General features: G+C 65.1%; 21 protein-coding genes, 1 tRNA gene, 1 other RNA gene and 1 pseudogene. 12 read left to right on the forward strand and 12 right to left on the reverse strand.

Annotated features, from left to right (window positions below; all coding sequences use genetic code 11):
* Nucleotides 1–76: 76 nt before the first annotated feature.
* Nucleotides 77–2,053: a hypothetical protein gene (locus tag A7G45_RS08260; protein ID WP_260935626.1), complete on the reverse strand. Its 1,977-nt coding sequence runs from the start codon at nucleotides 2,051–2,053 to the stop codon at nucleotides 77–79.
* A gap of 290 nt (nucleotides 2,054–2,343) precedes the next feature.
* Here A7G45_RS08260 and A7G45_RS08265 point away from each other — a divergent pair, with 290 nt between their 5' ends.
* Nucleotides 2,344–2,565, forward strand: a complete 222-nt coding sequence (locus A7G45_RS08265) for a hypothetical protein (RefSeq protein WP_260935628.1) — start codon at nucleotides 2,344–2,346, stop codon at nucleotides 2,563–2,565.
* 338 nt (nucleotides 2,566–2,903) lie between these two features.
* Here A7G45_RS08265 and A7G45_RS08270 read toward each other — a convergent pair whose 3' ends face one another.
* The 3 genes from A7G45_RS08270 to A7G45_RS08280 form a co-directional block, all read right to left on the reverse strand.
* Nucleotides 2,904–5,363 carry a tetratricopeptide repeat protein gene (locus A7G45_RS08270; protein WP_260935629.1) on the reverse strand — a complete coding sequence of 820 codons (2,460 nt, stop codon included), beginning with the start codon at nucleotides 5,361–5,363 and terminating at the stop codon, nucleotides 2,904–2,906.
* Nucleotides 5,360–5,662, reverse strand: a complete 303-nt coding sequence (locus A7G45_RS08275) for a hypothetical protein (protein ID WP_260935632.1) — start codon at nucleotides 5,660–5,662, stop codon at nucleotides 5,360–5,362. Before A7G45_RS08275 ends, A7G45_RS08270 begins: the two co-directional genes overlap by 4 nt.
* 157 nt (nucleotides 5,663–5,819) lie before the next feature.
* Nucleotides 5,820–6,902 carry a DNA polymerase domain-containing protein gene (locus A7G45_RS08280; RefSeq protein WP_260935635.1) on the reverse strand — a complete coding sequence of 361 codons (1,083 nt, stop codon included), beginning with the start codon at nucleotides 6,900–6,902 and terminating at the stop codon, nucleotides 5,820–5,822.
* A 268-nt stretch (nucleotides 6,903–7,170) separates the two neighbouring features.
* On the opposite strand from A7G45_RS08280, the pseudogene A7G45_RS08285 reads away from it, so the two are divergent.
* Nucleotides 7,171–7,248, forward strand: a pseudogene (locus tag A7G45_RS08285) (hypothetical protein); the annotation flags it as partial.
* Here the strand turns inward: A7G45_RS08285 and A7G45_RS08290 are convergent.
* Nucleotides 7,240–7,386: a hypothetical protein gene (locus A7G45_RS08290; protein WP_260935637.1), complete on the reverse strand. Its 147-nt coding sequence runs from the start codon at nucleotides 7,384–7,386 to the stop codon at nucleotides 7,240–7,242. The pseudogene A7G45_RS08285 and the gene A7G45_RS08290 sit on opposite strands and share 9 nt — an antisense overlap.
* 216 nt (nucleotides 7,387–7,602) lie before the next feature.
* On the opposite strand from A7G45_RS08290, the gene A7G45_RS08295 reads away from it, so the two are divergent.
* Entirely contained in the window at nucleotides 7,603–8,283 is a 681-nt protein-coding gene (locus A7G45_RS08295) for a GAP family protein (protein ID WP_133759330.1), read from the forward strand.
* On the opposite strand, the gene A7G45_RS08300 is transcribed toward A7G45_RS08295, so the two are convergent.
* On the reverse strand, nucleotides 8,280–9,779 hold the full coding sequence (locus A7G45_RS08300) for an MFS transporter (RefSeq protein WP_260935646.1): 1,500 nt from the start codon (nucleotides 9,777–9,779) through the stop codon (nucleotides 8,280–8,282). The genes A7G45_RS08295 and A7G45_RS08300 overlap by 4 nt on opposite strands.
* Before the next feature lie 113 nt (nucleotides 9,780–9,892).
* Between A7G45_RS08300 and A7G45_RS08305 the strand changes: the two genes are divergently transcribed.
* From A7G45_RS08305 to A7G45_RS08325, 5 genes are read left to right on the forward strand one after another with little or no spacing between them, the layout of a single operon-like run.
* Complete coding sequence (locus A7G45_RS08305; RefSeq protein WP_260935649.1) at nucleotides 9,893–11,038, forward strand: LuxE/PaaK family acyltransferase; 1,146 nt, start codon at nucleotides 9,893–9,895, stop codon at nucleotides 11,036–11,038.
* Between the two features lie 3 nt (nucleotides 11,039–11,041).
* Nucleotides 11,042–11,440, forward strand: a complete 399-nt coding sequence (locus A7G45_RS08310; protein WP_260935652.1) for an iron-sulfur cluster assembly scaffold protein — start codon at nucleotides 11,042–11,044, stop codon at nucleotides 11,438–11,440.
* Nucleotides 11,415–12,650 carry a cysteine desulfurase family protein gene (locus tag A7G45_RS08315; RefSeq protein WP_260935654.1) on the forward strand — a complete coding sequence of 412 codons (1,236 nt, stop codon included), beginning with the start codon at nucleotides 11,415–11,417 and terminating at the stop codon, nucleotides 12,648–12,650. The genes A7G45_RS08310 and A7G45_RS08315 overlap by 26 nt, the downstream gene beginning before the upstream one ends.
* Nucleotides 12,634–12,912 carry an acyl carrier protein gene (locus tag A7G45_RS08320; protein ID WP_260935659.1) on the forward strand — a complete coding sequence of 93 codons (279 nt, stop codon included), beginning with the start codon at nucleotides 12,634–12,636 and terminating at the stop codon, nucleotides 12,910–12,912. The genes A7G45_RS08315 and A7G45_RS08320 overlap by 17 nt, the downstream gene beginning before the upstream one ends.
* On the forward strand, nucleotides 12,905–14,494 hold the full coding sequence (locus A7G45_RS08325; protein ID WP_260935660.1) for an AMP-binding protein: 1,590 nt from the start codon (nucleotides 12,905–12,907) through the stop codon (nucleotides 14,492–14,494). The genes A7G45_RS08320 and A7G45_RS08325 overlap by 8 nt, the downstream gene beginning before the upstream one ends.
* Before the next feature lie 119 nt (nucleotides 14,495–14,613).
* Here the strand turns inward: A7G45_RS08325 and cspE are convergent, their stop codons facing one another.
* The gene (gene cspE, locus A7G45_RS08330) at nucleotides 14,614–14,817 is read right to left on the reverse strand and encodes a transcription antiterminator/RNA stability regulator CspE (protein ID WP_043402873.1); all 204 of its coding nucleotides are present in this window, start codon (nucleotides 14,815–14,817) and stop codon (nucleotides 14,614–14,616) included.
* A 157-nt stretch (nucleotides 14,818–14,974) separates the two neighbouring features.
* On the opposite strand from cspE, the gene A7G45_RS08335 reads away from it, so the two are divergent.
* Nucleotides 14,975–16,018, forward strand: a complete 1,044-nt coding sequence (locus A7G45_RS08335; protein WP_260935675.1) for a zinc-binding dehydrogenase — start codon at nucleotides 14,975–14,977, stop codon at nucleotides 16,016–16,018.
* Nucleotides 16,019–16,021: 3 nt separating this feature from the next.
* Here A7G45_RS08335 and A7G45_RS08340 read toward each other — a convergent pair whose 3' ends face one another.
* Entirely contained in the window at nucleotides 16,022–16,459 is a 438-nt protein-coding gene (locus A7G45_RS08340) for a DUF3887 domain-containing protein (protein ID WP_166651090.1), read from the reverse strand.
* Nucleotides 16,460–16,564: 105 nt separating this feature from the next.
* Between A7G45_RS08340 and A7G45_RS08345 the strand changes: the two genes are divergently transcribed.
* Nucleotides 16,565–17,785 carry an oxygenase MpaB family protein gene (locus A7G45_RS08345; protein ID WP_260935685.1) on the forward strand — a complete coding sequence of 407 codons (1,221 nt, stop codon included), beginning with the start codon at nucleotides 16,565–16,567 and terminating at the stop codon, nucleotides 17,783–17,785.
* A gap of 3 nt (nucleotides 17,786–17,788) precedes the next feature.
* Here A7G45_RS08345 and A7G45_RS08350 read toward each other — a convergent pair whose 3' ends face one another.
* The 4 genes from A7G45_RS08350 to A7G45_RS08365 form a co-directional block, all read right to left on the reverse strand.
* On the reverse strand, nucleotides 17,789–18,052 hold the full coding sequence (locus A7G45_RS08350) for a hypothetical protein (RefSeq protein WP_043402880.1): 264 nt from the start codon (nucleotides 18,050–18,052) through the stop codon (nucleotides 17,789–17,791).
* Nucleotides 18,053–18,295: 243 nt separating this feature from the next.
* Entirely contained in the window at nucleotides 18,296–19,306 is a 1,011-nt protein-coding gene (locus A7G45_RS08355) for a S1C family serine protease (RefSeq protein ID WP_260935689.1), read from the reverse strand.
* A 45-nt stretch (nucleotides 19,307–19,351) separates the two neighbouring features.
* Nucleotides 19,352–20,146: a lipid uptake coordinator LucA gene (locus A7G45_RS08360; protein ID WP_260935691.1), complete on the reverse strand. Its 795-nt coding sequence runs from the start codon at nucleotides 20,144–20,146 to the stop codon at nucleotides 19,352–19,354.
* A gap of 79 nt (nucleotides 20,147–20,225) precedes the next feature.
* Nucleotides 20,226–20,311: transfer RNA gene (locus A7G45_RS08365), tRNA-Ser, on the reverse strand.
* Between the two features lie 68 nt (nucleotides 20,312–20,379).
* On the opposite strand from A7G45_RS08365, the gene ffs reads away from it, so the two are divergent.
* Nucleotides 20,380–20,476: signal recognition particle sRNA small type (gene ffs / locus A7G45_RS08370), an RNA gene on the forward strand.
* A 28-nt stretch (nucleotides 20,477–20,504) separates the two neighbouring features.
* Complete coding sequence (locus tag A7G45_RS08375; RefSeq protein WP_260935694.1) at nucleotides 20,505–21,779, forward strand: aspartate aminotransferase type Ic; 1,275 nt, start codon at nucleotides 20,505–20,507, stop codon at nucleotides 21,777–21,779.
* Nucleotides 21,780–21,796 lie beyond the last annotated feature (17 nt).

Raw genomic sequence — 21,796 nt, forward strand, 5'->3', positions numbered from 1 at the left:
CGTACTCGAGCTAATACGTGGGCTCGATATCCGCGTCCTGACGATGGCCTACTAACGTCGACCTTGTACGCGCAGTTTAGGTTTCGGCCACTGTTCCGAACTCCGGCTGGTTCAAGTAGCGCTGTGTCTGATCGAGTACGGCGGACAATCGCCGAGCCGAGAGCGCCATCGTGTCGTCGTTCATGTTGGTCCAGGCGTCGATGTCGGCCCACAAGAAGCCGTCGATCGTCATCTCGTGGAGACGATGACGTAGACCGCTGAGTGCGTGGACAACAGATGACGGATCACGATTCATTGGCCAGTCGTTTAGGCGGACTGTTATGTCGGCGAGTTCAGTTTGTGCCCGCGAACGCAACTGCCCGGCCGAGCCAGCCTCGCGCAACCAACTTACGGCTCGCTCGTAGAGGCCAGCGGCTCGCTGCAATATCACCGCGCGCCTCTGCTCTCGCAGGTAGAGCAAGAATGCTGCGTCGTCCTCACCTGGCCAGGGCTGCTGATTGACGGCGACTCGACGCAGCAGGTCTTCATCGCGGGGGTGGAACAGTCTGTAGTGACTTCGGTGTCGAATGTCGACGACTGCTTCGTCGGTGGTGCTAGCTGCTACGAACATTCTGGCGAGGAGGTAGTCGCCTATGCCTCGCAGCCGCGCGACTCGAAGGACCTCAGACGCACCGAAGATTGCGTCGCTCGGGCCGGCCGCCAGGGTGAGGAGCCAGCGGACGTCGTTTCGCTCGTGGCCCTTGGGAAACAGGTTCAGGAGCTTTCGTCGAAGTTCGCGGAACTTTTCTTGCACGGATGGGTCGACGTCTGGGGCGCAGGTCATTGCGCACGCCAAGCGGCAAGCCACGCCCACGAGCCTGTCGATGTCGACCACGTCGTTGGCCGCAGGTCGTTGACCGTTGAGGTGCAGGACGCGGAACGTCTTGGCGGGAGCAGCCGCCTTTAGCGCCGCCAATTTCGTCGTTAGCCGTTCCGCGGCGGCAATTTCAGCCCGGAGTTGCTGTTGGCCGGGGTCACGCAGCAGAGCGCCGGAGTGATCACCGTGGTAGCGCATGAAGGCCTGTTCGCCGTTAAACCGGATTGGCTCGGTGATGCGCCTGTCGCGCTCACGCAGCGTGGCCAGTCGGCCGAGCTCGTTTGCTTCGCGTCCGGGGGTGCGGGCGAGCCGTCGGTGTGCGTGGATAGCCGCATCGAAAACCAGTGCGCAACAACGCCTCATGTCGTCTGTTATCTCTTGGTCTTCGGCGGCATCTAGACGAGTCGTCAGCACATGAGTGAGATTGCAGAGGCTTTCGGCAGTACGAGTGGCTGTCTCGTCGAGTGCATGCGAGGCGTCGTCGCCGCTTGTCTGATTTAAGGTGTTGAACATCAATGCGGCTAATTGTCCTGCAGCTGAGGCCATTCCGGAGAGATCAGCTTCAGGCCCCTGGTCGACGTAGCTCTTTATTTGCTGCTTGAGCTTGACGATCAGCTTGCCCGCGTCGGGCTGGGCAATGTCCGAAGCATCGCAGCCCGGCGGCATGGTGGGCGTCGGCCACTCCAACCGTTTGGCATACTCGCCGGCGAAGTACCGCAACGCGGCGGGGGCGGTGTCTGCGTCGTCATAAAGCTGTAGCGCCCAGTAACACAGCGCCCACCATGGTTGGTTGCGTGTATTCCCGACCTTCAAGTGCACGGCCGCAGCGCTGCGCGTGACGAACTGCGCTCCAGCGATGGGCTCTAAGGTCCGCATCAGCGGTTCGAGCTGCCGGAATAGCTCGTGAAGAGACAAGGTCTCTTGGGCGGCGTTCGCGGGGTTCTGATCGGCCCACGCCTTGAACAGTTGGACCGTTCGTTTTAGTGAGTCGGGGAGTTGATCAAGCGGTGAGAGCGCAATCGTTGTCGGCGCAGACCCCATCTTTGGCAAACCCCCTCTATAACTGTCGAAGGGAAGCGTAGCGGCCCGCGGGCCGTGGTGGATGTCCGTCGGCGATATTGGAAATTCGCCACTGGCGACGCTGATGTGTCTCCGGTGGCGAAGGGGGGTGCGACGCCACTGGGTGATGCCGGCCATGGTCTGTCTGTGGGTGGATTCGCCACTAGAAAAATGCCACTGACCTGTGGGTTCAGTCTCCTGAGTCAGGTATCTGTTGGTGTATGCCCGGAGCCGCTTTCCGAATGGACAGCGTGGTTCCCGAGCGGAGCGAGCACCGATGCCGACTCCGTCCGGGCCAGCCTCAAGGGAAAGGTTGAATGATGTTCAGATGTGGCTATGGGGGTGGGCTCGCAGCAATCTTGATCACTGCGACCGTCGCCCTCGGAACGGCTGCGCCGGCTTCGGCGTACACCCGTGAAGATCCGGCTATGCCGGTGGCCGTATGTAATTGGCAGGGGCACTTCGGCGCCTCTACTTGGAATCCGTTCAGTGCCTACTCGAGCTACTGCTACGACCTGTCGATCCCGTTAGGGATCTCAATCGCTGGCAGCCTGGATGTTCAGGGCTACTGTTCGGCCAAGTTCGCCGGATCGAAGGCGATCGTCGTTGCCGACAATCCGCTCGGTTGGGTGTGCCAGCGGAACCTGTAGCCGTTCACGGCTGCGAGGTTCGCGCGCAGTTTGTGTCTTCACGACCGGTCGGCGGTGGCGTCTTAGGGCGCCACCGCCGACTGCTATTCGGGGACGTTGACCTGCAGTCAGACCGCTCGGCTGCGGGGCCGCGACGCCGCCCATTTCGGGAACTCGAGTGGACAAGTCCGCTGGTCCATCGTTGGCAATTGCCCACTCCGCGTAATCGTTCACGCCCGACGCGCAACGCGAGACCACCGACTGAGCTACAGTCCAGCCGATCCGAAGACAACCGGGACCAGCAGACAGACAGAATTGAACGTTGTCGGTGAAAGACGCTGGGTGGCTTCCGCGTGACGTTAGATCGGAGCGAAGTCCCAGTACACGTTGGTCATCGACGGTACAGCGGTAGCGGTGATGTACGTGCCGCGACCGCGCACGACCGCGATGAAACTGCTCCCGGCATCCACGGGTGCAGAGACGGTATGGGATTCGGCGTTGTCTTCGACCGCTACGTGGGTTGCACTATGCGGTCTCAGCGTGACCATCGCGAGCGTTCGGCCCGAGGTATTTGTGAATCGATACCGATTCTCACCGAGGTCCTCCGCGGCCCAAGGCCCTTGCTGTTGCGCGTGTTGCCGGTAGAACCGGAGGTCCTCTCGCACCTGGGCGGCCAGCTCAGTCTGGCCAGACTTTTCAAAGTAGTCGACTGCGGCTTCAAGATTCGGAATACCGTCGGCGAACCTGCGGAGCTGGCACTGCGCCTGACCAAGGTTAGTTGCGGCGTCCGCCCATCCTGAAATGTTGCCACGTTCCTGGTAGATCGCCGAGGCCTCTTGCAGCGCTTCGACGGCTTCGGCGAGAAGACTCTGCGAGTTCTGTTCGCGCGCAAGACCGCACAGAGCGCCGCCGAGATTCTTTTCCGCACTGGCGATTCCGGGTTTGTCTTCCAGTTCGCGGCTAATCGCTAGGGCGACACGCAGAGACTCTATTGCTTCGGCAAACCGTCCGTCCTTCGCCAGTGCCCCGCCGATGTTGGTCAAAGCGGCTGCCTCGCTGTGGCGATGCGGCGGATCGGATTCCCGGCTAGCTCGCACGTCCTCCCAATAGATCGCGAGTACTTCATCAACGGGCCGCCCCTGATCGAGGTAAACATTTCCCATATTGCTGCGTGCCGCTGCGGCCACGCCGACGTCGTTGATCTCCCCTGCGACCTGGGCGGCTCGCTGAAACGCCTCCAGCGCATCGCCGAACTGGCGCATCGCCCGAAGGGCTGCGCCGTAGTGGTTTAGTACGCACGCCGCGGTTCGCCGGTCATCGGCGTAAGGCACAAGTGAAGCGCCGATAGTCGCGATATCGTGAAACTCTTTGAGCCAATGGCGTTGTGACTTAAGTACTTCGCAAAGTAGGACAGCGAAGACCAGTACCAATTCGCGGTAATCAGGTCTCTTGGCGAGGCTGATGACGATCGCCTCGACGGTCGGACGTTCGGCCTCGAACCACGCTGCAGCGTGTTCGGGCGACGTGAACATCTTCTTCGCTCGTTCTGATACGACGGCCGTCAGCCACTCGGCTGCACCGCCGACGCCCAAGAGGTAACGAGGGACGATGAACTTGAGTGCACGCTCGGCGTCTTCGGGCTCTAGCGCGGACAACTCTGCCGAGTGCAGACGGAGCAGGTCATGCATACTCCAACGGTTGCGCACGTGCTGCTGGACCAAGTGACTGCGCACTAGCGCCATGAGTTGTGGCCTAACGGCGGTATGCGAAACCTCTATTAGCCAACCAGCTGTTTCCAGCCCGATATCGCCTCCGGGAACCACAGACAGCAGTCGGAACAAGCGCTGCAAGTTGTCGGGTAATCGCTTGTACGACAACCCGAATGCAGCCCTGACAGACAGATCGGTGCTGTATTCAAGGCTGTTGAGTCGGTCTTCTTCGCTTGCCAACTCGGCGATGAGTTCGGCGACTGGACGATCGGGTTCATCGGCCAGAAGTGCGGCAATGATCTGCAGTGCCAACGGAAGATGGTCACAGAGTCTGGCAAGTTGCCTGGTCGCTGCCGGCTCCGTAGCCAGCCTTTCGTCGGTGGGGTTGCGGCTGCTTGCCGAGCTGATCAGCAACTGGACGGCTTCGTCGGACCTCATCAGGCCGACTTCGATGACTTGCGGCTTCGGTATGTGGCCGAACGTTTCTCTGGTGGTGACCACGGCCTTGTGGATATCGCTAGCCGGTCGTAGCGAATCGAACTGCGAGCGATCACTTGCATTGTCGAGCCACAGAAGGACGGGCTTGGCTTCGGCTGCAAGCGCGTTGAGTCGTTGCTGGTACCGAATGGCCTGCTCTGCGGGATCCGCCGGAATGTCTGCGTCATCGATTCCGAGGAGCAGCAACAGCTTCGATAGAACTGACTCGGGCTGCACTCTGTCGTCGGGATCCTCTGCGTAACCTCGCAGGTCAACGAAGAGGACCTGCCCGAACGCATCAGTCGCACGCGCGGCGCTCGCAGCCGCTTGCACCAGTGCGGTCTTTCCTACACCCGGCGGGCCGGTCACGACGAGGATGTTGTCCCTGCCGCCGTCCGAAACGGACAATAGTTCGGCGATCTGCTGTAGCTCAGTCTCCCGGCCTACGAACGGCGGAGCGTCGTTGACCATCTCATCGAGCGAGAGAACGGTCGTCGCAGCCTTCAGGTCGGCGAGGCTCTCAACGATTACCTTGTCTATCCGGTACGCGGCGACCCCACCATTGGTCGCGCTGATATAGACGTTTTGGGCGGGAGAGGCCTCCCCTTGGTCTTGGCCTTGTGGATCGGTCACGATTCTTTACGCCGTCCGCGTCTGCCGTGCTGCCCGACGTTCACTTCGCCTACGCTCCACGCGGCAACCGAGCCGTTGTCGGCGTTGATCGACACGTTGGTCCCGCCATTCGACGCTGTTTGTACCCTATTGTCGTCGCCTTGCACTGACGTGGCGGCTTGACCGTTGTGATCCCGCTTTGCGCCCAGCGTGGTCAAGATGATCCCCGCAATCCCCGCGATAGTCGACACCGCGAGCAAGAGCCACCACCACCAGTGACGAGGTCCGCTCGACAGAAAGTTGATCGCAAATCCCGCCATGACGGTGGATCCCACCGTCAGAGTCGCTGGGATCCAGACCTTCGGCTGTATTCGTCCTGCTGACATCGCGCCGGTCCCTTTCTCTTAAACCAAGCCGAGTCGACCGTACAGAACGGATGCGACAAGATGCCTTCCATCAACGGACGCGGCCACCGGCTCAGTCATCAGCCCAGTGAGCGTCGACTTTTCTGCTCGGCTGGACCCGTGGCGGCTCGCCCGGCATCTTCGGATAGTCAGGGGGAAAAGGCATTTCGGTGGGGTTTGATTCCCACATGTCGAGCAGTTGATCGAGCGAGTGTTGCTTGCCGTCCATGTCGGCCCACGGGTCTCCGTCCTCGGCGAGGTATCCAGGAACTGTAGAGACGTTGAACTCCCTTGGTTCCGTGATGCTTTCAAGGTCAGACCAGGTAATGGGTGTCGAGACGGGAGCCCCCTGATGCGCCCGGGGTGACCAAGCTGCGGCGATCGTTCTGTCGCGGCAGTTTTGGTTGTAGTCGACGAAGATTCGGTCCCCGCGTAGTTCCTTCCACCATTCTGTCGTCACGCGCTTGTCTCGTCGTTCGAGCTCTCGACCGAAGGCGATAGCCGCATGGCGCACGTCGGTGAAGTCCCAGTTTGGCTTGATCCGCACGAATACGTGCACGCCCCGGCCGCCGGAGGTCTTGCAGTACCCAGTAATCCCGAGTTCGTCCAGCAACTCGCGAGCCTCGAGCGCCACTCTGGCAACGTCGCGAAATGTGTTGCCGGGTTGAGGATCTAGATCGATCCGCAACTCATCTGGTCGATCAACGGAAGTTGGATCATCCGTCCGTTTGACTGGCCACGGATGGAAAGTGATCGTTCCCATCTGGACACACCAGGCCAAGACTGCAGGCTCGGTCGGGCAGACTTCCGTCGCTCGCCTCCCAGAAGGAAACGTGATGTCGACACCATCGACGTAGTCCGGCGCCGCACGGATCATGCGCTTTTGGTAGAACCCACCGTCATCTGCGCCTCTACCCAACTTCATCCCCGGCTGCACGCCGTTGGGCCAGCGTTCGAGAGTCGTGGGACGTTGTAGCAATACGCGGAGAAGTGGTTCTTGGACCGCTACCGTGTACTGAACGAGGTCGAGCTTGGTTATCGCTGGAGTGATGTCCGTGGCTGGAAAGACAACGCGACTTGCGCTTGAGACGCGCAAGGTTCGCGTTGGCGCGGTTGAAGATTCGATCTCGATTTCAACGTCGTCTCGTTTTGCCATCTTCGCAGTCCTCGCCTCGTCGACTGGGTGCTGGGGCTTGAATCTGGCCCACCCCGATTCCAGTCTTCCAGTTCAACGAGCGATCCTCCGGTTCTACACACCAGTCGACGAGGGCGTGGGAAACGGGCTAGAACGACTGTGGCGCACCTTGGTGGCATGGCCGCGCGGGCAAAGTTGCGGCATCAGCAAATTGATTCGGAGACCGCCGCGGCAGCGGCTGCCGTACAGGAAGGCGTCTGATGACCGGAAAACGCACAGGGCTGAACTACCCGGAGAACCGAACTACCCCAAGATGCCGGGCGAGCCGAAGCGGGTGCAGCCGAGTAAGGACCGGGACCTACGGTGAGCAGGTGTGCGCCGCGCCCTGCGGGCTGGGCAGTGCCTGTAGATCGTCGGTGCCGCAGCCAAGTGCCGTTGTCGAGATCAGAAACGCCAGCACAGCGAGGTAGCGAAGTGGCTTTCCGCGCAGCGAGCGGGTATTCACCTGGTGTCCCGATGAGTCGCTGACGCAGACTGAAATATTTTGCTGTCGTCGCACGATGACACCTCCTCAGTGTGAATATCGCCTAGTGACTGGCAACCTACCGGTGACCGCCATTTGGTAGCCAGAAATGACCGAATAAGTTCGCTGAGATCGTACATCGACGCATATTGACGATCGTGCGGGCTCCGGGGCGATCCACTAGGTAGATTGCTGCCCATGACTGGAAGCTGGGGCACCGTGTTGACCGGGCTCGTTCCGCTCGGACTGGTGGTGGCACTGTCGCCCATCACCGTCATCCCGGCGGTGTTGGTCCTGCAGGCCCCGCGGCCCCGGCCGACGGGACTGGCGTTCCTCGCCGGCTGGACGGTCGGCTTGGCGGCGGTGATCGCGGTGTGCGTCCAGGCCTCGCACATGCTCAGCGACGTGCACAAGTCGCCACCGAGTTGGGCGTCATGGTTGCGAGTCGTGCTGGGTGCCGGGCTCATCGTCTTCGGTGTCTATCGCTGGTTCACGCGCGACAACAGTTCCGATTCTCCGGGCTGGATGAAGAAGGTCGCGACCGTCACCCCGGCGCGGGCGGCGGCGATGGGTGTGGCGCTGGTAGTGGTGCGCCCGGATGTCGTATTGATCTGTGTGCCAGCCGGATTGGCGATCGGCACCGCAGGACTCGGCCTCGAGGGTGACTGGTTGGCGGCGGCCTTCTTCGTGATCGTCGCCGCATCGACAGTGGCGATTCCGACCCTGGCCTACGCGATTGCCGGTGCTCGGCTCGATGACACGATGCGGCGGCTCAAAGACTGGATGGAGAAGAACAACGCCGCATTGATGGCCGTGATCATGGTCGTCATCGGCGCGATGGTGCTCCACAACGGCGCACGTGCGCTCGGGTGGCTCTAGACAGGCACAACTGGCCGCACCGCCCGCGGCATGAGCACCGCGGTGAGCGCGGCGGTGGCGAGGACTATGCCGCCGCACACGCCGAGCACCACGACCATGGCGTGCAGGTACGCGGACTGCGCCGCGGCGGCCAAGGTCGGGATGTGGTGCGACGTGGCCACCGTCACCGCGCCGACGACGGAATCCCGTGCGGCAGCGGCGATCGGGGCGGGCAGGCCGGCCGTGGGCAGCCGGTCGAGGTAGGTCTGTGCGAGCACGCTACCCAGGACCGCGACGCCCAGCGCGCCGCCCACCTGCCGGAAGGTCATCACCACTGCGGCACCCGACCCTGAGCGTTCCGGTGGCAGGACCGACAGGACCGCGTCCATGGATGGGGTGAGCGCGGCGCCGATCCCGAACCCGGCGAGCACCAGCCAGATGCTGACGAACCCGAATCCGCTTGTCTGCGTGGTCAATGTGCCGACCGCGAGGCCCGCGGCCGTGATCACCAGTCCGGCGGTGATCGGAATCTTGTGGCCCAGGCGCCCGGCCACCCGCGTCCCGAGTCCGACGCCGACGACGAACCCGCCGATCAGTGGCAGCAGCCGCAAGCCGGCGTGAAATGCGTTGCTGCCGAGGTTCACCTGCAAATAGAGCGGCACGACGAACAGCAGACCGAAGAGTGCGAAGCTCGCGACGGTGGCGTTGACGGTGCCCCAGGTGAACAGCTGCTTGGAGAACAGCGAGAGGTCGATCATCGGTTCCAGAGCCCGCCGCTCCCAGAGGACGAATACCGCCACCAGTAGGGCGCCGACAGTCAGCGCGCCCAGCACCGCGGGGCTGAACCAGCCCTTACCGGGTGCCTCGATACAGCCGTAGACGATGGCCGACAACCCGGCGGTCGACGTCACGGCGCCGAAGTAGTCGGTGGTCGCCGCGGTGGGATCCTTCGATTCGGGGAGGACCCACATCACGGCACCGATCGCGAGGAGCACCAGCGGCACATTGATGAGAAAGATTGCGCCCCAGGTGTAGTGGTCGATGAGATAGCCACCGACGATGGGGCCCAGGGGGATTCCGGCACCCATTCCCATCACGACGATCGACAGCGCCTTGCCGCGGTCCGCGGCCGCGAACTGGGCCGCGATCGTCGCCAAGGTGGCGGGCATGATGATCGCGGCCCCGACGCCGAGCAGGCCGCGGGCACACGTCAGCGCGGCCGTCGTCGTGGTCAGCGACGCCCACACGGAAGCACAGCCGAAGATCGCCAGACCCGTCACCAGGGCCAGTCGCCGCCCGTACCGGTCGACCAGCGATCCGACGGGCAGCATCAGTCCGGCGAACGCGAGGATGTAGGCGTTCGTCACCCATTGCAGGCTGCTGATGCCGGCGTCGAGTGCCGAGGAAATCGCGGGGAGCGCGACGTTGAGGATCGTCACGTCGAGCCCGATGACCAGCACCGAAAGCGTCAATGCGCTGACGACGAGGGTTTGCTTCTGCGCGGTGAGCGAAGCCATCGGTTCTCCAAATCCAGTTTGCGGCACGAGCCTTTCGTCATTCAGTCGGCTGACTGGGCGGCTCGGTTCCCGGTGGGAACTATTTGCTGTCGCGCACGACTACGACTCATGTGATGCAACTGGAGACAATGCTGGGCAGCGCGGGACGCGCGTTGCGGGTTCCGCAGGACGCTTGGGAATCGAACGTGACCTCGGTGATCCGCACCGCCGTCGCACCGCATTTCGCGGGAAACGACTTCTTTCGGGCGCAATGCGACGCTGCCGGGTTCGTCCCCGATGACATCGTCGAACGGGCGGACCTGGCGAAGATTCCGTTGCTGCCGGTCAGCATGTTCAAGCGGCAGGACGCCCATGTGCTCCTGACCGCCGGCCTCGACGAGATCGAACTCGAAGTGCGGTCCACGGGCACCGGCGGTATCCCGAGCGTCGCGCGTCGCGACAGCGCCACGATCAGCAACGCCGTCATCGGCATCACCAGCTCCTATCGCGACTTCTTCGAAATCTCCAAGGGCGCAGGGCTTTTCTTGTGTCCCTCGACGGCCGAGGCCCCGGAGATGGGCATGGTGAAGGTCTTCAACATCCTCAACGGCATGTTCGACGATCACGCCTACGTGGTCCGCGACTACGCCTTCGATCCCAACGAGGCCATGGAGTATCTCCAGCGCTGGCAGGGGATCATGACGCGCCACATCATCGGCCCGCCGTTCCTGATCAACCGGTTCCTCCGGTTCCTGGAATTCGAAGGGCGCTCGCTCGACCTCGATCCGGATTCGATGGTCATCATGCTGGGCGGTTGGAAGCGTTTCAACGGTGAGTCGATCAGCCGTGACGAATTCAACGGCAAGGTTCAGACCTACCTCGGCGTCCCCGCGGACCGGGTACGAGACATGTACGGACTCATCGAGTCCAACATGGTGGCGATCGAGTGCGAGCACCACCGAAAGCACGTTCCGCCATGGTGTTACGTGTCCATTCGCGACGTCACGGACGCGGGAACCGAACTGGCTCCGGGACAGACGGGTGCCATCGCCATCCTCGACGCGACCAACAGTGCCTACCCCGGATACATCCTGTCCGACGACATCGGCGAAGTGGACGAGACGCCCTGCGCGTGCGGCCGCAGTGGTCAGTCGGTGCACTTCCGCCGCCGCCGGCAAGGTGCCGAACTGGGCTGCTGCGCAGTCAGTATCGAGAAGTTCATCGAGTCGCGCGAGATTGTCGACGAGTGTCGTATCCCCGTCGACGTGCAGGCCGGGTAGGCGATGCCCCGATTCAGTCCCGAAGTCGTCGATCACTTCACCAACCCCCGCAACGGCGGGGAACTGCCCGGCGCCGACATCCGGGCCTTCGTCGGAAACCCGGTGTGCGGCGACCAGATTCAGCTCACCGCCACGGTCGTGGACGGTGTGGTCGCCGACATCAGGTTTCGCGCCTTCGGGTGCTCCCCGTCGCTGGCCGCAGCCAGCATACTGACCACCATGCTGGCCGGCGAGCCGGTGCACACCGCGGGGTCGCTGACCGCCGAGACCGTGGTGACCGCCCTCGGTGGTCTCGCTCCTGAACAACGGCACGTGGCCGCGCTGGCGGTCGATGTCGCCCATCGGTTCGCGGCGAACTTCGAGAGCGGGGTGAACGATGACGGCCTCGCTTGTGATGACTGAACTGCAACAACTTTCGGACGGTCTGGCCAGCGTGATCTATCTCGATCACGCCGCGACGACGCCGATGTGCGAGCAGGCCGTGAGCTGGATGTCGGTGGGGCACAGCCTGTACGGCAATCCGTCGAGCATGCACTGGGCGGGACAGGCCACCCGCGACGGCCTGGCCACCGCACGCGGGGAAGTGGCGAAGCTGTTCGGTTGTCCGCCCGAGGATGTCGTGTTCACCTCGGGCGGCTCGGAAGCCATCAACCTGGCGCTGTACGGCACCTTCGCGGCGCGTGGGTGGCGCGGCCACCTCGTGACAACGGCCATCGAGCACTCCGCGACGCTCAAATGTGTTGAGACGCTGCGTGAACGTGGCGTCACAGTCGCCGTGGTGCCGCCGACGAACGATGGTCACGTGGCCGTGGAAGCCATCGCGGAGGCACTGCGCGACGACACCGCACTGGTGTCGATCATGCACGCCAACAACGAGATCGGCACGATCCAACCCGTCGATGCCATCACCGAACTCGCCCACCGCCGCGGTATCGCGGTGCACGTGGATGCCGTGCAGACCGCCGGTAAGTTGCCGATCGACCATCTGTCCGCTGAGCTGATCTCCATCTCCGCGCACAAGTTCGGCGGCCCGAAAGGCGTCGGCGCACTTCGGTTGTCGCACGATCATGCGCTGGAACCCATCATTCGCGGTGGCTCGCAGGAGAACGGCCGGCGGGCGGGAACCGAGAACATCGTCGGCATCATGGGCATGGGCGGTGCCGCCGCACAGGCCCGGCAACGGCTCGCGCGCCAGGACTTTCGCCGCGAGGTCGAAGACCTGCGGGAGCTGCTGCTCGCGGAATTGAACACCATCCCGGGCGTGCGCTTCAACGGCGCGCAGCCGCAGATGGCCGAGACCGTGAGTGTGTCGATCGCGGGCGTGCGCGGCGACGCACTCGCCGATCAGCTGGACGCCCTGGGCATCTGCGTGTCGACGGGCTCGGCATGTCACGCCGGCAGCGGCGATCCGTCGCATGTGTTGGCCGCGATCGGCCTGGACACCGGGACCGCCCGGTCGACGTTGCGGTTCTCGCTGAGCAGCTCGAACCGCGACAGCGAGATGCTCCGCGCCGCAGCCGCCACCGCGTCGGCCGTCGAGCGGCTCCGCGCACTCAGTTGTCGCCAGAATCCCTATGACAGTGAGGTTTTCCCCAGTGCCACCACTCGATGATTTCGCGGCGGAGTTCGCCGCCGCGCTGGTCACCGTTCTCGATCCCGATGATGCCGACCGCATCGACCGCACCGCGATCGACCGGCAGACCAATCTGCTGAGCCTGCCCCTTGATTCGGCCGCGCTGCTGGAGCTGATGACGCGGCTCGAAGACACGTATCGGGTCTTCATCCCGCACGAGACGGCATTCGAATTCTCGACCGTAGGTGAGATCGGGGACTACATCGCCGATCGGCTTGCCGCCAAGGCCGCGCGTGGTTGATTACCGCGCTGCCACTGCGGTTCCGAGCCGGCCCATCGGATTCTTCGATGCCCGCGGCCTTGTCACCGAAATCGACCGGGCCACCGTCTTCGACCGCGCGCTGCGGATGGTCACCGGCTTGCGCGACCACGGGCTGCAGCGCGGGGACCGTGTCGTCATCGTCGGCGCCACCTCGCCCGACTACGTGTGCGTGACCATCGCCTGCCTGCTCGCCGGCATCGCGCCGTGCGCCGTCGCGTCCGCGTTCGATCCGTCGGACCCGGATTCCTCTGGCGTGCAACACATTCACGCTGCCGTCCGGGCCGTCTATCCGGCGGCGACGATAGTCACCGACGAGTGGCAGCTGCCCGCCGCTCCCGTCGGTGCGGCCACCTTGACGCCGGCCCAGTTCGAGGCTGCCGAACCGGCCGGCCCGGACACGCTCCACGCACCCGAACCGTCCGACATCCATCACGTCCAGCTCACCTCGGGATCGACGTCGGCGCCGAAGGCCGCACTGCTCACGCACCGAAATGTCGCGGCGCACTTGGCTGTTCTCGCCGCGGCGACCGAGTTGGACGTCGAGCGGGATCAGGTCTTCACGTGGCTGCCGCTCTATCACGACATGGGTTTCGTCCAGCTGTTGGTCGGCATCACCTCGGGGGTGGGACTGGACCTGATGACGCCGCTGGAGTTCGCGCGGGATCCGTCCTCGTGGGTACGCCACATGTCGGCGCGTAAGACCACGCTGACCGCGGCGCCGCCCTTCGCCTATCACCTGGCGGCCAGCCGTGCCCAGCGCCGACCGGATCCGTCCGTCGACCTGACGGCGCTGCGGCAGGCCTACGTGGGCGCCGAACCGATCCCGCCGTCGGTGCTGCGGACCTTCCAGCGGACATTCGCCCCGCAGGGACTCGCCGACGATGTGCTGCTGCCGTGTTACGGGATGGCCGAGACGGTGCTCGCGACCACGCTCTGCCTGCGCACGTGGCCGACGACGGAGACCTCGTTCGGCCGGGTGCGGTGGCGCACTTTCGACGGCCGCGAGATCGTGTCGAGCGGAACCGTCGTCGATGGCATGAAAATCGAGCTCACGGACGAGACCGGCGCTCCGGTCGAGGACGGTCAGGTGGGCCGGGTCCGGGTGCGCGGCGAGGCGGTCATGGCGGGCTATCTCGGCGAGCCCTCCGCGGGCGACGGGTGGCACGACACCGGAGACCTCGGGATCCTCGAGGACGGTGAGTTGTACATCGTCGGCCGCATCAAGGAGATGCTGATCGTGCGGGGCCGCAACATTCCGCCGTATGACATCGAGGCCGCGATCGAGGGCCACGAGATGGTGCCGGGCGGGTCGAGCGTCGTGTTCTCGCTGCCCGTGCCCGACAAAGGCACAGAGCCCCTGATTGCCGTGGTCGAAACAAAGGCCGACCACGCGCAGTGGGATGAGGTGGGCCGCGACGTCGCGCTACAGGTGCGCAAGTCGTTCGGCTTGGTGCTGTCCGAGGTGATCGTGCTGCCGCGCGGGATCATTCCGCGGACGACCAGTGGCAAGCGGCAGCGTGCACAGGTCAAGCAGCAGTACCTGGCCGGAGAGCTCCGCTAGGTACGCCATCGGACGGATGTCCAGGTCAGCAACCTGGACATCCGTACGACAGTGTCAAGAAAGACTTTGAGGGCTGGTGCGAAGCGTTCCGCACCAGCCCACTGAGCGTTGCAGCTCAGTTAGACCGCGGTGACTCCGGTCGCAGCCGGGCCCTTGCTGCCCTGGCCGACCTCGAACTCGACCCGCTGGCCCTCATCGAGGGTGCGGAAACCGTTGCTCTTGATCTCCGAGTAATGGACGAACAGATCCTTGGACCCGTCGTCGGGAGTGATGAAGCCGAAGCCCTTCTCACTGTTGAACCATTTCACAGTTCCCTGTGGCATATACCAACTTCTCTCATGTAGAGCGGATGTTAGGAAGAAACATCCGCTCGGCATCGTAGCTCAGTGGGCTACCTCTCTGCACCCTGAACAGTGCATATCGGCGCCCTCAATCGGGGTGCGTCGCGGGTCCGCCGTTGCCGCTTGGGACGATGGCCTGATGCGTGCGGCGATCTTCGAGCAATTCGGCGGGCCGGTGGACGTCCGGACCGTCGCGGACCCGGCGCCGTCGCCCGGTGGCGTGGTGGTGCAGGTGCATGCGACCGGGTTGTGCCGCAGTGACTGGCATGCCTGGGCCGGGCACGATGACGGCGTCGCACTCCCGCACGTACCCGGACATGAACTGGTCGGGGAAGTGGTCGCGGTGGGCGCCGACGTCCGGCGCTGGCACGTCGGTGATCGGGTCACCACGCCGTTCGTGTGTGGCTGCGGCCGCTGCGAATGGTGTGCCGGCGGTCAGGCTCAGGTATGCCCTGACCAGACCCAGCCGGGTTTCACCCATTGGGGCTCATTCGGCGAATACGTGGCCCTGCATGCGGCGGACACGAATCTCGTTGCGGTGTCGGAAGATATCGACGACGCCGCGGCAGCGGCGCTGGGGTGCCGGTTCGCCACCGCGTACCGCGCGCTGCGGGCCCGCGCCGACGTCCAGCCCGGCGAGTGGGTCACGGTGATCGGCGTCGGCGGTGTGGGGCTGAGTGCCGTCCAGGTGGCAGCCGCCGCCGGTGCCAACGTCATCGCCGTCGACCGCACCCCGGCCGCGCTGGAACTGGCGCGCAGTCTGGGCGCGACCGAAACCGTGCTCGCCAACGGCGCCGACGTGGCCACGGCGGTGCACGACATCACCGGTGGCGGCAGCCACGTCGCGGTCGACGCGGTGGGTACCGCGGGGACGTGTGCCGACGCGATTCACAGCCTGCGCAGACAGGGGCGCCACGTCCAGGTGGGCCTGCTACCCAACATCGACGGGCATCCGCAGGTGCCCATGGACCGCGTAATCGCCTGGGAATTGGACGTTTTGGGCTCACACGGCATGGCCAGCGCCGACTACCCCGAGATGCTGGATCTGGTCGCCGCGGGCACGCTGCGCCCGCAGACGCTGGTCGAGCGGGTGGTGGGCCTGGCCGAAGGCGCGCGCCTGCTGCCGGAGTTCGGTGCCGCCAGTCCCGTCGGCGTCACGCTGATCGACCCGCGCCTGCCCTGACGGTCAGGGGACCGGCACGCCTTCCCGGAGGAAGTAGACGCCCGCGATGGTGCCGTCGGGGTGAATCTTGACCCGGAACTGGCCGGGCATGCGATCCATCTGCAGCGGGATGTTCACCACGGTGAGGTCGCCGCGGGGCGTGTCTTCGGGACCGCCATGGGACTGGTATGCCCCGAACGTGCGCTGGTAGCTGTCCCACACCTGTTGTAATGCCTTGACCGACAGCTTCTTTTGCAGCTCCGGGTCGAACCGGGCGCTGACCGCGGCGTAGTTGCCGGCCGCGATGTCGTCGATGGTCGTCATCGCCACCTGATCGGGGGCGTCCGCCGCCGTGGCGGCCGGCGCCGCGCCGAGTGCGACGCCGGCACCGATTCCGAGCGCCGTGATCGCAGCTGCCAGTGTGTTCCGACCCTGATGCTTGGACTGTTCTCCCCGCCACATGAGGGCCAGCCTATGCGCTCGCATCCGTTTCGCCATTGACGAGACCCCGGGTACCGCCTAGTTTTGACTACATACGTTGTCAATGGTGACAAGGAGTTGAGCCTGATGTCCCTGCCGATCCCGGCACGCCATCCCGACCGGCCGCAACCGGTACCCGCGGCGATCAGTTCGTTCGCCACCATGCTGGCCATCGGGAAACCCGATTCGGCGGGGTGGCGGCGGCTGGGTGAGCGCCTCAACGCCGGCGACGAGCCCATGGATTCATTGGTCGCCTGGATGTCGGAGGCGGGGACGAAGCAGCTGCGGCCGTTGTTCGACCGCGCGCTTGCCGACGGCATCGCCAGCGTGCCGGAGGCGCCGGAGCCGTTGCGCCAATTCTTCGAATCGATCGAGGCCACGCCCGATTGGGTTGACCACGAAGCGCTGCGGATCGGGCAGCGGGCACTGCGTCGTGGCGGCGCCGACGGCATGTACATCGCGCGGGATGTGGCACTGCTGGGCGGCTACCAGTTCTCCGGGTTCAACCAGACCCTGCTGCGGACCGGAGCCCTGGAGAAGGGGTCCAACCAGCGGTTCGCCGAGACCATGCAATGGGCGCTCGACGTGATCGCTGCCGGTGGTCTGGACAAGTTCGGTTCGGGGTACCGGTCCACGATCCGCGTCCGGTTCGTCCATGCCATGGTGCGCCGGCACGTGCAGGCGCTGCCGGATTGGCGCGCCGAGCAGTGGGGCCTGCCGGTCAATCAGACCGACATGGCGGCCACGCTGGTCGGTGCGCTGATCGCGCCGACCCTCGGTGGCCTGGCCATGGGCATTGTGGCCACCCCCGCCGAGTTGAGCAGCATCGCTCACCTCACCCGGTACGTGGGCTGGCTGATGGGTGTGCAGGATGAATGGCTGCCGCGGTCCTTCCGCGACAGCGTGCGCATCCTCTATCACACGTCCACCGCGCTGGCGGTCTCCGACGAAACCACCAAACAGCTGTCGGTACCGATGGCGCGCGACCCGCTGACCTGGCATTACCGCGGTGCGGCAGGCCTTCGCCGGCGGCTGGCCTGGGCGCAGCATCTGTCGGTGACGACGGCCTTCCTGGGGCCGCGGGTGATGCGCACGCTGGGGCTGCCGGCCTACATGCCGCCGTGGTATCCGTTGCTCCGCATCCCCGTCAACGGCGTCCGCAGCATCGCGGCGCTGGTCCTGCCAGGCGGTTCGGACCGCGCTGCCGACCGTGGATCGCGTGAGCAGAAAGCTCTGCTGCACACCATGATCGGCGACGACCAGGCCACCATCGGGGCGGCCGCGTCCCACCTGCGCGGGGTGGCTTGAGCGCTACGTCAGCGGCGCGACAGTGGCGACGTAGGCCGGCTCGACAGGAGCCGGGTCGCGCCAGGCGTGGCTGCCGGACATCAACGCAACGGTGAACGCTTCCAGGACGCCGACCACGACGACGGGCCACATCGCTCCGGCCAGCACGCTGGTGAGGGCTTGGTGGTCCGGCCGTTCGTCGTTGCTGAATCGGCGGCCGAGGAGATACGTCGCCAGTGTCACCACAGCCCAAATCGCTGTGTACGCCTCCACGTAGAGGTGGACCACTTGGCTACTCCCTTTGACCGGGTAACCGCCGCGTGAACAGCTGTGACCGAAGGCTCATTCCGTCTCTGATGTCGCCAATCTAACCCTCGATGCGGCCCCCGCCAAGGGCTTCACTGGCCAGCGGAACGCCATTACGGGACGCCGCGGAGCAGTGGCAAATTGTCATACGGGTAAGTACCCGGTTAACACCTGTAGCCAGCTACTTTGACGAGCTAGTCGAAATTGTTGCCAGAAAATTGCGTGTCAGGACGTCAGCGTGGTCTTGGCGGTGTGCTGCTGGCCCGCGCGGTCGATCCAGAACAGTTCGACGACGTCACCCGCGTAGTGCCGGTCCAGCACGCTGGTGAGCGCGCCGGCCGAGCTGACGGTGACGGCGTCGATGCTCACCAGCACGTCACCCGGAACCATCCCGGCGATTTGCGCGGGCCCGCCGCTGATCACGTCGCGGATCAGCACGCCGGGCAGCTGCGAGTGCTCATCGGTGCCGCCCACCCCGACACCGAGCAGCGTCGGCTGCCCGATGTGAATGTTGTTCGACGCCGTACCCGCGCGGATCTGCGCGGCTGTCGCCAGCGCCTCGTTGATCGGGATCGCGAAGCCCTCGCCGCCCGGGCCCATGCGGAAGTTCAGCGTCGCCGCGACCGTCATCCCGACCACCCGGCCGTCGGTGGAGACCAAGGGGCCGCCCGAATCACCGGCCCGGACCGGGGCCGCGAACTGGATCAGGCCCGTCACCTGCTCAGAACTGCCTGTCAGTTCATCTCTGGCAGTGATGGTGCGGTTCAGCCCGATGATGTGGCCGGCCTCGTGAGTCAGTGAGCTGCCGCTGCCGTCGGCGTTGCCCAGCGCCACGACCTCGTCGCCGACAGCCAGCGTCGAAGAGTCACCCAGCGAGGCCACCGGCAGGTCGGCTGCGCCGCGCAACTGCAGCACCGCGATGTCGCGGTGCCGGTCGTAGCCGACCAGATCCGCGCGGAACGGTCGCCCGCCGACGGTCGCGGTCACCTTGTCGGCACCCTGCACGACGTGGAAATTTGTCAGCAGCGCGCCGTTGGAATCCAGCACGAAGCCGGTCCCGGCGCCGATGGCGTGCTGGTAGTTGATGACGGTGTCGACGCGTGCGGTCGCCGGTTCGACGGTGTCGGCCGCGGACGGGTCAGCGTGGGAGAGCGGGGCAAGGCTGATGGTGGCCATGGCAACAGCTGCCGCGGTGACCGCGGTGCCGAACCGACCGCAGAAGCGGAACCCGCCCATGTGCTGTCCTCCGGACTGCGAGGTGATGGCCCTGAAGGTAGGCCCTTAGGCTCCGCGCCCGAACAAGCCGGAGCCCTTGCCGGAGCGACGGTTGCGCAGCTTACCGGCGGGGGCGTCATCAGTCGCCTTTTCGTCAGCCTCGTCCTCGTTGGTGTCGGCGGTCTCTTCGCCGGACGTCTTGGCGGCTTCATCGGACTCGGCTTCGTCGGCGTTACCGGCGTCGTCGGTCTCTGCTGCCTCGGCCGCGTCGTCGTCGGCCTCAGCGGTGGTCTCTTCGCCGGCCTCTTCCTCGGCCTTTTCGCCGGACTCGGAGTCGGCATCGGCGGTGACGGCGGGGGCTTCATCGCCGGCCGCGTCGTCCTTGCCGCGGCCGCGGCGCGTGCCCTCTTTGACCTTCAGCGGCGCCGGGGGCGGCGGCGGCAGTTCGGCGACAAAGGCCAGGTAGAACGCCAGGGCGGCGAGCAGGGCCAGGCCGGCCGCGCCGCCGTAGATACCGAACAGCCAGGTGCCGGCCTGATCCAGGGTCAGCCAGATCTCGCTGATGGCAGCGCCGATGATCAGGACGCCGGCCACGATGTGCAGGACGATCGACCAGGTGCGCAAGGACTGCGCCAACTCGGGGGTGGCGTACTCGGGCAGGGCGGTGCGCTGGCGGGTGAACAGGACCGGCAGTGCCGACAACGCGACGAGCAGGCCGCACACGATGCGCATCGAGGTACCGAGGCCGTGCGACCAGTCGCCGGTCAGCTCATTCCAGCGAGGCAGTGCGAAGAAGAAGTACAACAGCCCGGCGAGCACCAGGAACGACGCGTGCCAAAGGATCGCTACCGGCCGCCGCATGCTGCTCCTTGAGGTTTTTGCTTCGATGTGCGGCCGGGGTGCGACCTGCTGATCAGCTGGTCGCACCCCGGACCGAGTGCGGAGGATAGGGGATTTGAACCCCTGAGGGCTGTTAACCCAACCCGCGTTCCAGGCGAGCGCCATAGGCCACTAGGCGAATCCTCCGTCGACAAGGGTACCCGACCCGAATCCGACGCCCTACCGGCGTGCCACTGGGTGGGTACTACACTCATGGCCGGACCCCGCGCGGCGTCCATCCTGTGAACTCCCCCAGGGCCGGAAGGCAGCAAGGGTCAATGGGCTCTGGCGGGTGCGCGGGGTCCCCTATGTTTTCGCGATCTGATGCGAAAGGCGCGCCGTGTCGTTTCTGTCCCTCGGCCGTGACGAATTGCAGGCCCAGCACGATCTGCAACAGCGCAATTACGCTGAACTGCAGGCCCGCAACCTGACGCTCGACCTGACCCGCGGTAAGCCGGCGGCGGAGCAGCTCGACCTGTCGAACGCGATGCTGAGCCTGCCCGGCGAGGACTACCGGTCCGCCGACGGTGTCGACACCCGCAACTACGGCGGCCTCCATGGCCTGCCCGAGCTGCGGGCCATCTTCGGTGAACTGCTCGGCCTGCCGGTGTCGAACCTGATCGCCGGCAACAACGCCAGCCTGGAGCTGATGCACGACGTCATCGTGTTCTCGCTGCTGTACGGCGGCGTCGACTCGACGCGGCCGTGGGTCCAAGAACCCGTGCTGAAATTCCTGTGCCCGTCGCCCGGGTACGACCGGCACTTCGCGATCACCGAGAGCTTCGGCATCGAGATGATCCCGGTGCCGATGCTCGAGGACGGCCCCGACGTCGACCTCATCGAGGAACTGGTCGCGGCCGACCCGGCGATCAAGGGCATGTGGTGCGTCCCGGTCTTCGGCAACCCGACCGGCGTCACCTACTCCTGGGAGGTCACCCGGCGCCTGGTGCAGATGCAAACGGCGGCACCGGATTTCCGGCTGTTCTGGGACAACGCCTACGCCGTGCACACGCTGACACACGAATCGGTACCGAACATCGATGTCGTCGGCCTGGCCGCCACCGCGGGCAACCCGAACCGGCCGTACGTGTTCGCCTCGACGTCCAAGATCACCTTCGCCGGCGCCGGGGTCAGCTTCTTCGGCGGCTCGCTCGGCAACATCGCGTGGTACCTGCAGCACGCCGAGAAGAAGACCATCGGCCCGGACAAGATCAACCAGTTGCGGCATGTCCGGTTCTTCGGCGACGCCGACGGCGTGCGCCTGCACATGCAGCGCCACCAGGCGCTGATGGCGCCGAAGTTCGCGGCGGTCGCCGAGATTCTCGACGACCGGCTCAGCGAGTCGAAGATCGCATCGTGGACCGACCCCAAGGGCGGCTACTTCGTCAGCCTGGATGTGTGGCCGGGCACCGCGAAGCGGACCGTGGCCCTGGCCAAGGACGCCGGTATCGCGGTGACCGCGGCCGGCGCGTCGTTCCCGTACAAGAAGGACCCGGAGGACAAGAACATCCGGATCGCACCGACCTTCCCGTCCCTGCCCGACCTGCGGGTCGCCATCGACGGGCTGGCGACGTGCGCGCTGCTGGCTGCGACCGAGGTGCTGCTGAAGGACTGAGGTCCTTGTCGGTGACG

It is taken from the genome of Mycolicibacterium llatzerense (assembly GCF_025331195.1).
GTDB classification, from domain to species: domain Bacteria; phylum Actinomycetota; class Actinomycetes; order Mycobacteriales; family Mycobacteriaceae; genus Mycobacterium; species Mycobacterium llatzerense.

Excerpts from the sequence above, each read along its gene's own strand:
- A7G45_RS08265 (WP_260935628.1), top strand. The coding sequence starts at position 2,344 with ATGCCGGTGGCCGTATGTAATTGGCAGGGGCACTTCGGCGCCTCTACT.
- A7G45_RS08360 (WP_260935691.1), bottom strand. The coding sequence starts at position 20,146 with ATGCGGCGGCCGGTAGCGATCCTTTGGCACGCGTCGTTCCTGGTGCTC.
- A7G45_RS08340 (WP_166651090.1), bottom strand. The coding sequence starts at position 16,459 with ATGTGGCGGGGAGAACAGTCCAAGCATCAGGGTCGGAACACACTGGCA.
- A7G45_RS08315 (WP_260935654.1), top strand. The coding sequence starts at position 11,415 with ATGACGGCCTCGCTTGTGATGACTGAACTGCAACAACTTTCGGACGGT.
- A7G45_RS08300 (WP_260935646.1), bottom strand. The coding sequence starts at position 9,779 with ATGGCTTCGCTCACCGCGCAGAAGCAAACCCTCGTCGTCAGCGCATTG.
- A7G45_RS08305 (WP_260935649.1), top strand. The coding sequence starts at position 9,893 with ATGCAACTGGAGACAATGCTGGGCAGCGCGGGACGCGCGTTGCGGGTT.
- A7G45_RS08345 (WP_260935685.1), top strand. The coding sequence starts at position 16,565 with ATGTCCCTGCCGATCCCGGCACGCCATCCCGACCGGCCGCAACCGGTA.
- A7G45_RS08310 (WP_260935652.1), top strand. The coding sequence starts at position 11,042 with ATGCCCCGATTCAGTCCCGAAGTCGTCGATCACTTCACCAACCCCCGC.
- A7G45_RS08280 (WP_260935635.1), bottom strand. The coding sequence starts at position 6,902 with ATGGCAAAACGAGACGACGTTGAAATCGAGATCGAATCTTCAACCGCG.
- A7G45_RS08275 (WP_260935632.1), bottom strand. The coding sequence starts at position 5,662 with ATGGCGGGATTTGCGATCAACTTTCTGTCGAGCGGACCTCGTCACTGG.
- cspE (WP_043402873.1), bottom strand. The coding sequence starts at position 14,817 with ATGCCACAGGGAACTGTGAAATGGTTCAACAGTGAGAAGGGCTTCGGC.
- A7G45_RS08355 (WP_260935689.1), bottom strand. The coding sequence starts at position 19,306 with ATGGGCGGGTTCCGCTTCTGCGGTCGGTTCGGCACCGCGGTCACCGCG.
- A7G45_RS08295 (WP_133759330.1), top strand. The coding sequence starts at position 7,603 with ATGACTGGAAGCTGGGGCACCGTGTTGACCGGGCTCGTTCCGCTCGGA.
- A7G45_RS08335 (WP_260935675.1), top strand. The coding sequence starts at position 14,975 with ATGCGTGCGGCGATCTTCGAGCAATTCGGCGGGCCGGTGGACGTCCGG.
- A7G45_RS08260 (WP_260935626.1), bottom strand. The coding sequence starts at position 2,053 with ATGGCCGGCATCACCCAGTGGCGTCGCACCCCCCTTCGCCACCGGAGA.